At 70.1% G+C, this 16,896-nt stretch carries 3 protein-coding genes; 1 reads left to right on the top strand and 2 read right to left on the bottom strand.

What is annotated here, in order from left to right:
• Positions 1 to 6: 6 nt before the first annotated feature.
• Positions 7 to 765 carry an HvfC/BufC family peptide modification chaperone gene (locus ACG3SL_RS04550; RefSeq protein WP_448663958.1) on the top strand — a complete coding sequence of 253 codons (759 nt, stop codon included), beginning with the start codon at positions 7 to 9 and terminating at the stop codon, positions 763 to 765.
• A 129-nt stretch (positions 766 to 894) separates the two neighbouring features.
• Here ACG3SL_RS04550 and ACG3SL_RS04545 read toward each other — a convergent pair whose 3' ends face one another.
• The gene (locus tag ACG3SL_RS04545) at positions 895 to 15,324 is read right to left on the bottom strand and encodes a hypothetical protein (RefSeq protein WP_448663957.1); all 14,430 of its coding nucleotides are present in this window, start codon (positions 15,322 to 15,324) and stop codon (positions 895 to 897) included.
• Between the two features lie 367 nt (positions 15,325 to 15,691).
• Complete coding sequence (locus ACG3SL_RS04540) at positions 15,692 to 16,693, bottom strand: IS30 family transposase (RefSeq protein WP_448661419.1); 1,002 nt, start codon at positions 16,691 to 16,693, stop codon at positions 15,692 to 15,694.
• Positions 16,694 to 16,896 lie beyond the last annotated feature (203 nt).

Genomic DNA, 16,896 nt, shown 5'->3' with positions numbered 1-16,896 from the left:
CGACTGATGCACCAGGCCGTTGCCTTTGGCGGGGAAGGCGCGGCTGTCGCGCAGGCGCTGTTCGTCGGCACGGGAAGGCTCAGCGCGGCGGGCGGGCTGGCAATCTACCAACGCGGGTATTTCCTGCGCATCGCCGCTTGCATGCGGGCGCAATTCCCGGCGCTCACGCACGCATTGGGCCCCGCGCTGTTCGACGATTTCGTCGCCGACTATATCCACGACCACCCCCCGGAGCGGCACACGCTCCACGACCTGGGCCGCCGCTTCGCGCATTGGATGGAAGTGAACCGCCCGGATCACGAACGGCGCGAGCCCTGGGTCGATTTCATGATCGACCTCGCCCGGTTCGAATATTCGGTGTTCACGATGTTCGACGCCGAAGGGAAAGAAGGGCAAGCGCTGGCAACGCCCGACACGCCTGACGCCGCGCTGCGGCTTCAGCCGGCTTTCGCGCTTGGAAGCTACGCGTTTCCCGTCGCGGACTATTATCACGCCGTGCGCCGTGGCGAGGCGCCGACCGTGCCGCAGGGCGCGTCCACCCATGTCGCGCTGGTTCGAACCGATTATGTGATCCGCAGCGCGCTGTTGAGCGAAACGCAGCGCGCGTTCCTGGCCGAAATGCAGGCCGGCGCAAGTGTCGCCACCGCACTGGCCCTGGTCACAGCCCAGTTCCACCTCGCGCCCGACGAAGTCCTTCGCTCGTGGCGCCATCCGCAGGGCAGCCGCAGCCGCTGGATCGCCATGGGCTTTTTCGTCGCGGCGTAAGCGGCCCATCGGGCCGCCTGGCTGTAGACACAGAAAGCGCCCGGCGCTCGGATCGTGCCCGAACCGGGGGGCGCCGGTATCCTGCCAGCCGCAAGGTCACCCCCGCAATGCGCGGGGGTGGCCCGTACCCTACCAGGCGTAGCGTACCGAGAAGGTGCCGCCGATCGAGGTATAATCCTTGGTCAGCTTGTATTCCGACGTCATCTGGAAGCTGAGCCGGCGATCGACCTCCAGGGTGACGCCGGTGTCCAGCAGCGCGGTGTCCGTCATCATCGGCAGGCTGGTCTTGCGCAGCACCACGCCCGGCAGCTCGGCAAAGCTGCGCGCGACGTCGCGTTCGGGCGAGAAGTCGTGCGACCAGGCACCGCGCAGATAGGGCGTGAGGCGCAGCCCGCTCGCCGCCTGCCAGCTGCTGTCGATCCGCATGCCGACGCTGACCGGCAGCGCGTCCACGTTGGTCGAATGGTACACCATCTCGCCATGCTGGAATCCGGTGCCGTCGCTGGTGGCGTTCAGATGCACGCGCATCGGATTGAACGAAGCGAAGGGCGTGACGCGCAGGTCCTTCAGGATCGGCACCGTGGCGCCAGCCTCGATCCGGGCGCCGAGCATGGTGTTGTCGAACGTCTCCGGCGCGACCTTGCCGAAGCCGAACAGCCCGAGCGAGCGGTGGAAGCGCGACTGTCCGCCGCCCTCATACAGCACGAGCGAGGCATAGGCCGGCCCGAACCGGCCACGGGCATAGAAGTTCATGCCATATTGGTCGCCCACCCCCTGCACATAGGGGTCCGACAAGCCGAAGCTGGTCCGCGACATCGTGAACGCCGCCCCCAGCAGCAGCGGCATGTCCGGCACTTCGACATCCAGGCCCATCGTCATGCCATACAGCCGCCCGCCAAAGCCCGATCCGGTGCGTTCGGCGCCGTACGCGCCCGCCCAGAAGCTGGTCGTACCGGGAGCCTCGGTGCGGGTGTCATCGTCCAGCCGGTTCTTGACGGCATAGATGCTGGCCATGCCCGCTTCCATCGTCGTCTGCGGCACCGCCGAAACCCCGCTGTCGCCAAAGGTGCGGTAGGCGTGATCCAGCCACTCGGCCGAGGGCGTCGCGACCAGCCTTTCGGTCACCGCCTTCGAGAAGGCCGACATCGCCTGGCTGTGCATCGTGCCGAACACCGCAGCCGTCGCCTTGCCATAGTCACTCAGCCCGTCGGGCGCGAAATTGGCGACCGAGTTGATATAGACGCCGTCCGCCTCGTGCGAGATCGTGTGGGTCAGGATGGCACTCGCCTTGGAGGTGATCTTCAGGTCGCCGTGCGTCACGCCGCCGTCCGCCGTCACGATCTGGGTCTTCACCATGGCGCCGTGCGTGACGTTGCCGGTGTTCGACGAGGCGACCGTGATCTCGCCCGTCAGGTGCGCCGTCCCGCTGACCGAAAGCCCCGCGACCGCGCCGCCGGAATGATCGACCTGCATGATCGTCGAGCCCTGGTCCGATTGGACGAACGAGCCGAGGATGCGGGTGGTGTCCGCGCCATGCTGCCCCAGCTGGAGGTCGCCATGGTTGGTGAACTGCCCCCCGCCCAGGTCGATCACGGCGCCGGCAACCATCACCCCGGTGCTGGAGTTGGTCAGGCTGTTGGTGCCGTTCTGGCCCAGCTGGATGCTGCCGGACAGGCTGCCATTGTTGACGATCGTGGTATTGCCGGCGCGGCTGTCGATCGCCAGGCCGGATGCACCGTCCATCGTCTGGAGCGTGCCGTTGTTGGTGACATAATTCTCCGGCCCGTCGAACAGCAGCGCACTGCCGCCCGCGCCACCGGTCAGCACGACGCCGGCGTCGATGTTGACGATGGGATCGGTCGTCGAATGTGAAACCACGGCACTCGCCCCCGCGCCATAGGTGGTGATCGAGGAATGGATGTTCACCGTGATCGCGCCGTTCGAACCGCCGCCGCCCGCCGTGAAGAAGCTGGGGGTGTTCCCGCTCATCACGATGCCGCCGCCGCCCGCGACCGATTGGGCCAGCACGCCATACGCTCCGACGCCATAGGTGGTGATCGGCGCGTTGACGTTCACCGTCACCGTCCCGGCATTGCCCGCCCTGCCCTTTACCACCGTGCGCGACACGCCGTTGCCGGTGGACAGGATTGCGCCACCGCCACCGCCGATGCTCTGCGCCAGAATGCCGACGGCGTTGACACCGTGCGTGATGATCGCCGCGTTGTTGGTCACCGTCACGTTCGCGCCGTTGCCGCCCTGCGCGCCTTCGAAACTGGCGGAGCTGTTGGACAGGCCCAGGCCACCGCCGCCGCCGATCGATTGGGCCACGATGCCGACCGAAGCGTTGCCGAAGGTCTCGATCGTCGCTCCGCTGACCACCGATACCGTGCCCGCGCTGCTGTTCGTCGCGCCGCCCAAAGCGACGGAGTTGGACAGGAACGAAGCGAGCCCGCCGCCCCCGCCGATCGACTGGGCCACGATACCCGCGGAGAAGGTGCCGCGCGTGGTGATGCTGCCGCTGGTCGGCGTCACCGATACGGTGGACGAATTGCCCCCGCCGCCGCTGGTCGATCCCAGCTTCATATTGCCCGAGAACGCCATGCCGCCCGACAAAACGCCGATGACGCCGCCGCCGCCGGTGATCGACTGGGCCACGATGCCCGAAGACAGCGCGCCGCTGGTCGAGATCGATGCGGCCCCGGTCACGGTCGCGAGATGGCCGCTGCCCGATCCGCCCCTCTGGCCCAACTGGCCGTTGACCGATCCGCTGCCCGCCGACGCGGTCGAGAAGCTCGCCAGCCCGCCGCCGCCGCCGATCGACTGGGCGACCACGCCAAAGCTGTTGAGGCCCGCCGTGGAGACCGTGCTGGCCCCGCCGCTGCCCAGTGTGACCGTCACATCGAGGCCATCGCCATTACCCGACAATGCGCCAAGGTTCGCGGCGACCCTCATCTGCCCCACGCTCGCCGTGTTCGACGCGGTGTAATACATGCCCGCCGCACCGATCGACTGCGCGACGATCCCGGAGGAATCGCTGCCCTGGGTGCTGTAGGTCGCGTTGTGCGTGGTCACGCTGACCCAATCGGCGCGGTCATTGTTGCCGTTCGCGCCGCCCGCATTGACGCTATAGTCGAAGTCGCCGGTGTAGAAGACCGATGCGACCACGCCGCCGCCGGCCCCCAGCGACTGGGCCAAGATCGCCGCCGATCCCCCGCCCCGCGTCGCGACTCCGCCCGTCGCATTGACGGTCACCGTGCCGCCGATCGAGGAGGCGCGCGCCGTTTGCGCGGACACGCGCGTGCCCCCGCCGAGCGACACGCCACCGCCGCCGCCGATGGACTGGGCAAGGATGCCGATCGATTCGCCGCCGCTGGTCTGGATGCCGCCGCTCGCCGCCGTAGTGACCGTCACCGATCGCGCGTCCGAACCGCCGGGCGCGCTGTTGAAAGTCGTCCAGTTCGCCGCAAGCGACAGCCCGCCGCCGCCGCCGATCGACTGGGCGAGAATGCCGCCCGAGCCCAGGCCCGAGGTGGACAGGGCCGCGCTGTTCGAGACAGTTACGCTTGCGGACGTGCTGGCGACGGTGCCGCCGAAATAGGTGTTGGCGGCCATGATGCCGCTGATCCCGCCGCCGCCCGAAATGGACTGCGCGATCAGGGCAGTGGAGAAGGCCCCGCTCGTCGTGATCGAACCGCTCAGCGTCGCGGACACCGTGCTGCTGTTACCGCCCGAGCCCGACGATCCGCCGAGCGTGGACCACCCTTCGAACGCGCCGCCGGGCGTGCCCGATGCCAGCAGAACGCCGCCGCCGCCGGTGATCGATTGCGCGACCACGCCCGCCGAATTCGCCCCCGTAGTCGTTACATTGGCAGTGCCGGTGATCGTCGCGACATGGCCCGAGCCGGAGCCGCCGGTCTGGCCCAGCCGCGTGTTGACATTGGCAGCCACTGCCCCCGCAGTCGAGGCGCTGGCAAAACCGCCGCCGCCGCCGATCGATTGCGCCAGAACGCCGACACTGTTCACGCCCCGCGTGGACACCGTCGTGGTGGCGCCGCTGCCCAACGTCACGGTGACGTCGCCACTATCGGCATGGCCGGTCGGCGCGCCCAGAGTGGCGTTGAAGTTCATCGTGGATACGCTCGAAGCGTTCGACGCGGTGTAATAGATGCCCCCGGCGCCGATCGACTGCGCCACGATGCCCGATGAATCCGCCCCTGCCGTCGAGATCGTCTGGTCATGGGTGGTCACGCGGACAGTGGTCGCATGGTCATCGCTGCCCGAACTGCCCGCCGAAGCGACCCCGTAATTGCTGCTGTTGTTCGCAAAGCTCGACGCCACCAGACCGCCGCCGCCGCCGAACGACTGGGCGACCAGCGCTGCCGATCCCCTGCCCTGCGTCGTCAGCCAACTTCCCGCGTCGACCGTCACGGTGCCGCCATAGGAGAAAGCGGGGTGGTATCCGGCGCCAAGCAGACCGCCCGCACCCAACACTGCGCCGCCGCCGCCGCCGATCGATTGCGCAAGCAGCGCAATCGATTCGTTGCCGCTGGTCGCGACGGTGCCTTCCCAATGGGTCGACACCGACACCGCACCGCCATTGCCGCGACCACCCGAGACGTTGAAGTTAGCCTGTGCCGCCGCAAGCGCCAGCCCGCCGCCGCCGCCAATGGCCTGGGCGATGATCCCGCCCGATGCCAGGCCCGCGGTGTTGATCGCCGCATAGTTGTAAACGGTGACCGAGTTCGCATTGCTGTTGACCGATCCGCCCAGCATCGCGGTACCCCCAGCAAGGCCGCTGATGCCGCCACCGCCGCCGATCGACTGCGCGATCAGCGCGCTGGAGAAGGTCCCGCTGGTGGTGATCGAGCCATAAGGCGTCACGTTGACGATCCCGCTGGTGCCGCCGCCGCCCGACGATCCGCCGAGCGTCACCGTGCCCCCAAAGGTCGCACCCGGATTGGCCGAGCCGAGCACCACGCCGCCACCGCCGGTGATCGACTGCGCGACCAGCCCGGCCGAATTGGCGCCACGCGTCGTGATCGCCGCAGTACCGCTGATCGAGACCGTATGCCCCGACCCCGAACCACCGTTCTGGCCAAGGCGGCTCGTCGCCGAACCGCTGCCCATGCCGCCGGTCGAGAGGCTGGCAAAGCCACCACCGCCGCCGATTGACTGCGCCAGTAGCCCGAAGCTGTTTACGCCCGCCGTGGAGACCGTGCTGGCCCCGCCGCTGCCCAGTGTGACCGTCACATCGAGGCCATCGCCATTGCCCGACAATGCGCCAAGGTTTGCGGTGACGTTCATCTGCCCCACGCCCGCCGTGTTCGACGCGGTGTAATACATGCCTGCCGCGCCGATCGACTGCGCGACGATCCCGGAGGAATCGCTGCCCTGGGTGCTGTAGGTGGCGTTGTGCGTGGTCACGCTGACCCAATCGGCGCGGTCATTGTTGCCGTTGGCGCCGCCTGCATTGACGCTATAGTCGGTGTCGCCGGTGCTGAAGACCGATGCAACCACGCCGCCGCCGGCGCCCAGCGACTGGGCCACGATCGCCGCCGATCCCCCGCCCCGCGTAGCGACTCCGCCCGTCGCATTGATGGTCACCGTGCCGCCGATCGAGGAGGCGCGCGCCGTTTGCGCGTACACGCGCCTGCCCCCGCCGAGCGACACGCCACCGCCGCCGCCGATGGACTGGGCAAGGATGCCGATCGATTCGCCGCCGCTGGTCTGGATGCCGCCACTGGCGGCCGTAGTGACAGACACCGATCGTCCGTCCGAGCCGCCGGGCGCACTAGTGAAGGTCGTCCAGTTCGCCGTAAGCGCCAGCCCGCCACCGCCGCCGATCGACTGGGCGAGAATGCCGCCCGAGCCCAGGCCCGAGGCGGACAGGGCCGCGCTGTTCGAGACAGTGACGCTTCCGGACGTGCTGGCGACGGTGCCGCCGAAATAGGTGTTGGCGGCCATGATGCCGCTGATCCCGCCGCCACCCGAAATGGACTGCGCGATCAGGGCGGTGGAGAAAGTGCCAGTGGTGGTGACCGAACCGCTCAGCGTGAGCGACACGGTGCTGCTGTTGCCGCCGGCTCCCGCCGATCCGCCAAGGGTGGACCAATTCTCGAAGACGCCGCCGGGCGTGGTCGATGCAAGCAGGATGCCGCCCCCGCCCGTGAGCGATTGCGCGACCACGCCCGCCGAATTCGCCCCCGTGGTCGTGACATTGGCGGTGCCGGTGATCGTCGCGGCATGGCCCCAGCCGGAGCCGCCGGTCTGGCCCAGCCGCGTGTTGGCGTTGGCAGCAGACGCCCCTGCGGTGGAGAAGCTGGCAAACCCGCCGCCGCCGCCGATCGATTGCGCCAGAACGCCGACGCTGTTCACGCCCCGCGTGGACACCGTCGTGGTGCCGCCACTGCCCAGCGTGACGGTGACGTCGCCGCCATCGCCGTTGCCGGTCGGGGCTCCCAGAGTGGCGTTAACGTTCATCGTGGATACGCTCGAAGCGTTCGACGCGGTGTAATAGGTGCCACCGGCACCGATCGATTGCGCCACGATCGCCGAAGAATCCGCGCCTGCGGTGGAGATCGTGGAGCCATGCGTCGTGATGGCTACGTTCACCGAATGGTCGTCGCTGCCCGCGCTGCCCGCGCTCGCCACGCCATAGCTGGTGTTGCCGTTCGCAAAGCTCGAGGCGATCAGGCCGCCGCCGCCGCCGATCGACTGGGCGACGATGGCCGCCGATCCCTTGCCCTGCGTCGTCAGCCCGCTGGCCGCATCGACGGTCACGGTGCCGCCATAGGAGTAGGCGCGATTATAGACCGCGCTGGTCTGATAGCCGATCCCGAATGCCGCGCCGCCGCCGCCGCCGATCGACTGCGCCAGCAGGGCCAGCGATACGTCGCCGGTGGTTCCCACGCCGCCGCCGCCGGCGATCGTGGTAACATTGACGGCGCCGCCATTGCCGCGCCCGTTGACCTGCGCGAACCGCGCCACACCCGCGCCGAGCGCAAGCCCGCCGCCGCCGCCGATCGACTGCGCGATGATCCCCGACGATGCCGTGCCCGAGGTGGTGACCGAGCCGGAGAGCGTCGCAGTCGCGGTGAGGGCATTGGCGTTGTCGAGGCCGCCTAGCATCACGTCCGCCGCCGTGCCGCTGGCGATCCCGCCACCGCCGCCGATCGACTGGACGACGATGCCGGTCGATCCGGTGCCCGTGGTGGCGAGCGCCGCCGCGCTGGTCACGCTGGCGTCGCCGCCGGGGCTGGAGATCACTCCGCCCAGCTTTATCGTGGTAGCCTCCAGCGCGCTGAGCCCGCCGCCTCCGCCGATGCTCTGCGCCACGACGGCGCCTGCGAAGCTGCCGCCGGTCGTCACGCTGCCGCCCGTCAGGTTGACGCTAGCGTCGCCGGTGTCGTTGGTCGCGCCCGCCGTGCCGCCCAGATTGGCGGTGCCGCTGAACGCCCCGGTCGGCGTCAAAGTGCCCACGGCGATGCCGCCGCCGCCGGTGATCGATTGCGCGACGATGCCCGCCGCATGGCTGCCCGTCGTGATGATCGTCGCCGTGCCGGAGACCGAAGCCGCGCCGCCGATGCCGCGCCCGCCCGTCTGGCCCAATTGGGCGGCGAGCGTGGCACTGTTGCCCGATGCCGCGAAGCTGGCGATGCCGCCGCCGCCGCCGATCGATTGCGCGACGACGCCGAAGCTGCCCGAGCCATAGGTACGAAGCGTAGGATTGGCCGTGCCGAATGCGACCTGCACCGTGCCGCCATCGCCGCCCGCCCGGCTTGCGCCCAACGAGAAATTGGCCTGGATCGCGCCGGTCGCGCTGCCCGCCGAGAAGCTGGCGACGCCGCCCCCGCCGCCGATCGACTGGGCGATCAGGCTGCTGGCACTCACACCATTGGTGGTGATGCTGGCGCCGCCGCTGGTCGCGGTGGTGGTCACCGCGCCGCCGTTGCTGCCGCCGCTGGAGGCCGAGCCGAGCGTCAGCGTCGCACGGACGGTGCCCGTCCGGCTCACCGTTTGTGCGTCGACCACATCGGCGATGCCGCCGCCATTGCCGACCGACTGCGCGATCAGCGCGGCGCTGCCCGCGCCGTCGGTGGTCAGCGCATTGGCATAGTTGACCGTCACGGTGCCACCCGTGCCGCTCGATCCGCCGCCGCCGCCCAGCGACAGCGGTACGGCCAGTTCGCCGCCCGATGCGCTCGACTGGCTGGAGCCGCCGACGCCGCCGCCGCCGCCCACCGACTGCGCGATAAGCGCGTGCGCCGCGCCGCCGCTGGTGCGCACTGCGTTGCGATTGGTCACGGTGACCGCGCCACCGGACTGCCCGCCGCCGCCGGTGCCGCCCAGCGCCATCGATACCGATGCCTTGCCGCCATTGGCCGTGGTCGTGCTGCTCGATCCGGCGCTGCCGCCGCCGCCGCCGACCGACTGGCCGAAAATGCCGTGCGCCAGCGCGCCCGTGGTCGCGATCACGCCGTCATTGGCGAGCGACACCGTGCCGCCGAGCCCGCCATTGCCGCCCGAACCGCCAAGGCCCAGGCTGGCAGTGTACGACCCGCTGTTCGCATTGGTGACCGCCGAGCCCCCGGTTCCGCCGCCGCCGCCGACCGACTGGCCGAACAGCGCCGTCGCCATCGCGCCGCCGGTCGTGATCGACAGCGCGTTCGACGCCGTCACCGTCCCGCCATTGCCGCCGCTGCCCGCCGATCCGCCCAGGCCCGCCGCCACGGCCACGCCGCTGGGCGTGTTCGCCGATGTGCCCGATGCCGAGGCAAAGACGCTGCCGTCGCCGCTTGCCTGCCCCGCCGTTGCCGCGCTGGTCACCGCGCCGCCATTGCCGCCGCCGCCGCCGACCGACTGGAGGAAGACGCCATAGGACATCGCGCCCGAGGTGATCAGCGTACCGCCCGCACCCGACGCACAGGCGCCGTTGGTAATCGTGCCGCACAGATACACCGCGCCACCCGCGCCACCGCCGCCGCCGGCACCGCCCAGGCCGAGCGCGACCGAGGCCGAGCCGCCCGAGCCGGTGGTCGAGCTGCTCGACCCGCCATTGCCGCCGCCGCCGCCCACCGACTGCGCAAAGATCGCCGCCGCGTTGCCGCCATAGGTGCGCAGCGTGCCGCCGGTCTGGAGGATCTGCACCGTATTGCCCGCGCCCGCGCCGCCGCCCTGGCCGCCCAGCGACAGCGCGACGCTTGCCTTGCCCGCATCGGCGTTGCTGCTGCTGGAGCCGCCATTGCCGCCGCCGCCGCCCACCGACTGGGCGAGGATCGCTGCCGAATTGACGCCGCCGACGCCACTGGCGTTGCCGGTGGTGACCGAGCCGCTGTTGGTCACCGTCACCACGCCAGCCGCCGCGCCGCCGCCGCCCGAGCCGCCGATGCTCAGCCCCGCCGCATAGCCGCCATCGGCGCCGGACGAGCTGCCCTTGCCGCTGCCGCTGGAGGTCTTGCCCGCCGATGCCGAGCTTTTGCTGGTGCTGGACTGGGTGGAACTGGTCTGCGGCACCGTGCCGGTCGAGGCACTGGTGGTCGAATCACCGCTGCTCGCCGGGGCCGCAGACGCACCGCTGGCGCTGGCGCCGCCATTGCCGCCGCCGCCGCCCACCGACTGGGCAAAGATGCCCGCCGAGTTCACGCCCGTCGCCTGGACAAGGCCGGTATTGGTTACCGTCACCGCGCCCCCGTTGGAGCCGCCGCCGCCGCTGCCACCCAGCGCGAAGGAGAGCGCGGCCTTGCCGCCGCTGCCCGCGTTGCTGGAGGCCGCACCGCCATTGCCGCCGCCGCCGCCCACCGACTGGGCATAGATCGCGGCGGACTGGACGCCCGAGGTGACGACCTGGCCGGTATTGTTGACGATCACCGCGCCGCCGGTGCCGCCGCCGCCGCCGGTGCCGCCCAGGCTGACCGAGCCCGCATAATTGCCGCCGGCCGCATCGCCGCTGCTCGACCCGCCATTGCCGCCGCCGCCGCCGACCGACTGCGCGAAAATGCCGTTGGAGAGCCCCGCGCTAGTGCTGATCGATGCCGCGCTGACGGCATAGACCGATCCGCCATGGCCCGCCGTCCCCCCGGCACCGCCGATGCTGAGCGCTGCGCCCGCGCCGTCATCGGGCTCTTCGCTTGCCGATGCACTGCCGGTGCTGGTCGAGAGCTGCTGCGCCATCGCCACGGTGGAGCCGGTGTTCGTCTGCTGCGCAAAGCCGCTGCCGGTATAGGACGCGACGCCGCCGGCCTGCTGCCCGCCCTGCTGGCCCGTGGCCGAGGCAGTGGCCGATCCGCCATCGCCGCCGCCGCCGCCCACCGACTGGGCGAAAATGGCCGACGAATGCACGCCGCTGGTGGTCAGCGTGCCGCCCGCAACCACCGAAACCGTGTTGCCGGAGCCACCACTGCCGCCCCAGCCGCCCACGGCCACGGCGACTGCGTACTTGTTGCTGGACGCGGTCGAATCCGAGAAGCCGCCGCTGCCGCCGCCGCCGCCCACCGACTGGGCATAGATCGCCGATGCCTGCGCACCGTGGGTGGTGATCGATCCGGTCACGCCGGTCACCGTCGTCGGCGTCAGGCTGCAACTGGCCGCGGTGACGTTGCTGCATACCTCTACCGTGCTGCCCGCACCGCCGCTGCCACCGCCGCCGCCGATCGCGACCGATACCGCCGCCGCGCCCGACAGCGAATTGGCATAGGCCGAGCCGCCATTGCCGCCGCTGCCGCCGATCGACTGCGCCAGGATGCCCGTCGCGCGATCCCCGCCGCCGGGCGTCCCAAGTTGCACCGCCGCGCCGGTCTGGATCACGCCGGTCTGGATAACCTGCACCGCGCTGGCGTTGCCGCCCGCCGCGCCTGCACCGCCCACGGCCACCGCCGCCGATCCGCTCTGGCTGTTACCGCTGGAAAGCGATGCCGCGAAGGACGCACTGTTGCCGCCATTGCCGCCGCCGCCGCCGATCGACTGCGCCAGGATGCCGGTGGCCAGATAGCCCGCCGTGGTGATCGGGCCGGTCGCGTTGACCGTGACGGTGCCGGCATTCTGCCCGGTGCCGCCATTCCCGCCCGTGGCGCCCGCTGCGCCCACCGAAACCTTGGACGCGGGATTGCCGGTGGAGGCCGCAAGCGCCAGCGCGCTGCCGCCGCTGCCCCCGGTGCCGCCGATCGACTGGGCGACTATGCCGATCGCCTGGTCGCCGCTGGTCTGGATCGCGTTGTTGATCGTCGCGCTCACGGCACCGCCGGTGCCGCCGCTGCCGCCATAGCCGCCGACCGCCGTCGTCAGCGACGCGATCGTCGAACCCGCCGCCGACGCGCTGAACCCGCCTGCGCCGCCATTGCCGCCGATCGACTGGGCGAGCACGCCGTACGACAGCAGCCCGTGGGTAACGATCTGTTGCGCCGTGGTGACCGTGACGCCGCCCGCGCGCCCGCCAGCGCCGCCCGCGCCGCCCAGGCTCACGCTCGCGCCGGTCAGCCCGCCCAGCGCGCCGTCGATGTTCCAGCCGCCAGTGCCGCCCGCTCCGCCGATCGACTGGGCAACCAGCCCCGTCGACTGGTTGCCGTTGGTGGTCAGCGTCTTGGTCGAATCGGTCAGGTTCGCCGTGACCTGCGACGCAGTGCCGCCCCGGCCGCCGCCGCCGCCGAGCGCGGCGGAGATCGAGCCCAGCCCTGCATAGCTGCCCCCGACGGCGAAGCCGCCGGTGCCGCCATTGCCGCCCATGCTCTGCGCCACCACGCCGGACGACATCCCGCCGGTGGTGGTGATCGCCGCGCTGTTGTTCAGCGTCACGGTGCCGCCGGTGCCGCCATTGCCACCACCGCCGCCGATTGCCGCCGTGGCCGCGCCGCCGGCGCTGAGCGACTGCGCGACCGAGAAGCCGCCATTGCCCCCGCCGCCACCGATCGACTGCGCCAGGATGCCGATCGCATTGCCGGTGGTGCTGGCGTTGGTGATGATCGCCGCCTGGTTGTCGACGATGACGCCGCCGCCGATGCCGCCCGCCGCGCCCGCGCCGCCGATGCCGACCGCAACCGAAACCGGGCCGCCCAGCGAGCCGCTCATCGCGAAGCCGCCATTGCCCCCGCCGCCACCGATCGACTGCGCGGTCAGCGCCGCCGCGCCACCGCCATGGGTGGTCAGGACGCCTTGGTTCTGGACATAGACGCCGCCGCCATTGTTGCCGGAGCCGCCCGCGCCGCCGATCGCGTTGCTGCTGCTGCTGCTCGAAAAGCTCAGCGACCCCGCCACGGTATAGCCGCCATTGCCGCCCCCGCCGCCGATCGACTGGGCCATTAGCGCGCTGGAGCCATAGCCACTCGTGGTGATCGCCGCGCTGCCATAGGCGGCGGTGCCTGCCACCTGACGCTCATGGCCGGTCAGGTTGTACAGGTTGACGTTGCCGCCCGTGCCGCCCGCGCCGCCCGCGCCGCCCACGGCGAGCGACACGGTCTGCACTGCGCCGACCGCGAACGCGATCGCCGACCCGCCATTGCCGCCGCCGCCGCCGATCGACTGGGCGAGCATGCCCTGCGAATAGCTGCCGGACGTGGTGATGACGCTGCCGTCATTCTCGGCGAAGACCGTGCCAGCATGGCCCGCGACGCCGCCTTTCCCGCCAACCGCCAGCGCGACCGTCCCGAACCCCGCCGTCGACGCATCGATCGTCGAACCGCCATTGCCGCCGCCGCCGCCGATCGATTGCGCCACGACGCCCGCCGCGCTGCCGCCAAGGGTGGTGAGTGTGGCCCCGCCGGTCGAAACATAGACGTCGCCGCCATTGCCGCCGCCGCCGCCGCTCCCGCCATAGGACGCAGTGACCGAACCGAACGCGCCCGATGCAAGCGACACGGCATAGCCGCCCGAACCGCCGCCGCCGCCGATCGACTGGGCCGTGATCGCCGCCGAACCGGTGCCTGCCGTCTGGAGCGTCACGCTGGGCGATGTTGCAGCCAGCAGCGCCTGCCCGCCCCCGCACGCGGTGCCCGACGCGGAAACGATGCTGTAGCTGTTGCAATTGACGCCCACCGCGCCCCCGGCGCCGCCGCTCCCGCCGCTGCCGCCGGTCGCGAGCGATGTCGCATAGGTGCCCGCCGAAATCGCGATCGCCCCGCCGCCGACGCCGCCCCCGCCGCCGATCGACTGGGCCACGATCGCGCCCGCATTGCCTTCAACGGTCGCGATCGAACCCGTATTGATGACGTTCACCTGCCCGGCAGCGCCACCGCTGCCCCCGGTGCCGCCCAGCGCGACCGACCCGCCTACGCCGCCGCGCGCCGCGGACAGGCCAAAGCCGCCCACGCCGCCGCCGCCGCCCACCGACTGCGCCAGGATGCCGATCGCCCCGCCGGCCGATCCGGACACCACCGGCGTCTGGGCCAGCGAGGGTATGCACGCTTTGCCGGTGCAGATGTTGCCGCTGTTCTGGACCTGGACCGCGCCGCCCGTGCCGCCGTCGCCGCCGCTGCCGCCGATCGCCGTCGCCGCATTACCGACCGCCAACGCCATGCCGCCGGCACCGCCGGCCCCGCCGATCGACTGCGCGAAAATGCCGATCGACGACGCGCCATACATGCTGATCGACGCACTGTTATGGATGTTGACCAGGGCGCCATGCCCGGCGCTGCCGCCATCGGCGCCCAGCGCGGTCAGCCCCGCCGTGATGCCCGCATTGCCACCGCCGCCGCCGATCGAATGCGCATAGATGCCGACGCCGCCCGCCAGATTGCTGGCAGCGCTGGCCGATCCGACGGTGAGCGCGCTGCGGTTGTCGATCGTGACTGTCCCGGCATCGCCGCCATAGCCGCCCCCGCCGCCATAACCGCCGAAAACGCCCCCGCCGCTACCGCCATTGCCGCCGAAGCCGCCGATGCTCTGCGCCAGGATGGGAACACCGCCGTCGGTGGTGATCGCCGCCTGGTTGGTGATGCTCACGGCGCCGCCGGGGCCGCCGGGCACGCCCTTGCCCCCGCTGCCGGAAAGCTCGCTGTTGCTGTTGCCGCCGTTGCCGCCATGCCCGCCGGTGCTCTGCGCGACCAGGCCCATGGCGGAGGAACCGCCGGTGATCGACAGGCCCAGATTGTTATGGATGGTGACGACACCGCCCGCGCCGCCATTGCCGCCATTGCCGCCATGGGCGCCCGCCGCATTGGTGCTGCCGCCCGTGCCGCCCCCGCCGCCCTGGCTATAGGCGATCAGCGCGGTGGTGTTCAGCGACAGCGGGGCGTTGCCCGATGCCAGCGTGATGTCGACAGCCCCGCCCGTACCGCCGGCCCCGCCGCCGCGCCCGGAATAGCCACAGATGCTGTGCGAATTGTCGCCGCCCTTGCCGCCATTGCCGCCCGTACTTCCGGCCACCACCAGCGTCGAAAGCGTGGCGCCGGGTACATTGGCGAGCGTGTAGCTGATCGCAGTCCCGGTCGTCCCCTGGGTGCCCGTCGAAGGCGGATCGCAGTCTAGGTTGCTATACGTGGCGTCATGTCCATCCGCCGGCGTGGGGGGCGTAGCCGGTCGGTTGTCGTAGATATAGGGCGTTGACGTGGAGACCGACCCCGACTGCGCCATCGCAACGCCCGGGCAAATCAGCGCGAGCGGGAATAGCGCACCACGCGCACACGTTGTCGCGAGTTCGAGGCGGCTCTTTTTCATGGCGTATGACAATCCGGAACAGAGAATTGGAGATACGCACACACGAATGCCGCCCGCGGCGAAACAAAGCCGCAGTCGTTTTCGGTGAAAACCGTTTGTTCAATATCGTTAACAAACCGTTAATAACGGTTCCGAAATGATGCAGTTGTGAAGATAAGCTGTGGACAGCGCGGCCTCGCGTCCGGGCGGCCGGGCGCCGGGTTGGGCTGCCACCGCAGGGCTATCGCGTAGGACGGCGCGTAGCCATAAATGCCGTCATCCCAGCGAAGGCTGGGATGTGGACTCACGGTTGAAGTGCACCGGTTGAGATTTTGGAGAATGCCTCGGCGGGTGTGAGGAAGCCAAGGCATTTTCTTGGGATGTTGTTGAGCCGGTCGGCACAGGCACGGAGTTGTCTGTGGCTGACGGTGTCGAGGTCGGTTTTGCGAGGCAGGCTTCGGCGCAGTCGGCCGATGGTGTTTTCGACACCGCCCTTTTGCCATGGGGCTCGGACATCGCAGAAGAAGGTCTGGATGCCGAGGCTGTCGTGAAGGCGGTGATGTTCGGCGAACTCGGTGCCGTTGTCGAAGCTGATGGTCCTGCGCAGATCCTGGGGGATATGGCGCAGTCTGCGGGTGATCCGGCGTGCGGTCAGCTCGGCTCTGCGGTGGGGAGGCTTGTCGAGGATGGTGTAGCGTGTGTGGCGCTCGTGCAAGACGAGGACATTGTGCCCATATCGGGCGAACAGCATATAGTCTGCTTCCCAATGGCCCGGCTGTGCGCGATCCCGGGCTTCGAGGGGGCGTTCGCCGATCGGCCTGCGCTGTTTGATGAAGCTGGCCGGGCTTCCGCCCTGGCGGCCATAGCGGCCGCGCCTTGCCTTGCAGCGGGGCAGAAGGCGGTGCCAGTAGTCCTTCTGGGCCGAGCGATGATAGACGTATCGATAGATTGACTCGTGGCTGACCATGGTGCGACCGTGCTCAAGCGCCAGTCGGCCGGCGATCTGTTCGGGAGAGCATCCCATCGCAAGGCCGTTCTTCACGATATCTCGCAGGTCCGGCTGGCGCGCCAGCTTGAAACGGCCGTCCCATCGTCGTCGTCTGATCGCGAGCCTATGGGCACGCCCGGGCGCATAGCCGCCGGGCCAGACCTTGGTCGGCTTGCTATTGCGCCTGAGTTCCCGACCGACCGTCGTGTGATCACGCCCGATCGCGGTGGCGATCTGTCGGCAAGATATACCGCCTTCATGAAGGCGGTATATCTCGATCCGCTCGTCGAGGCTGAGCTGCCTGTAATGTCGTCCCATCGCGCAATCACCTTAGCAGGTGGTGCACTTGTTCCGTGAGTCCGGGGAATCCATTGCCACTGCGCTACGTGCAAGAAGCGCAGGCGGAGCACCGAATGGATCCTGACTTTCGTCAGGATGACGACGTATATCTCACATGCGATTGCCCTGCCCCCATCGGGGGATGCTACGCCGGACCGATCCGGCCAAGGCTCCACCCGCGC

The sequence above is a fragment of the Sphingomonas degradans genome, assembly GCF_053502645.1.
This window is presented reverse-complemented; position numbering and strand designations above follow the sequence as displayed.

Coding starts and splice junctions, on each gene's coding strand:
- ACG3SL_RS04540 (WP_448661419.1), bottom strand. CDS start 16,693: ATGGGACGACATTACAGGCAGCTCAGCCTCGACGAGCGGATCGAGATA.
- ACG3SL_RS04550 (WP_448663958.1), top strand. CDS start 7: ATGCACCAGGCCGTTGCCTTTGGCGGGGAAGGCGCGGCTGTCGCGCAG.
- ACG3SL_RS04545 (WP_448663957.1), bottom strand. CDS start 15,324: ATGGCGCAGTCGGGGTCGGTCTCCACGTCAACGCCCTATATCTACGAC.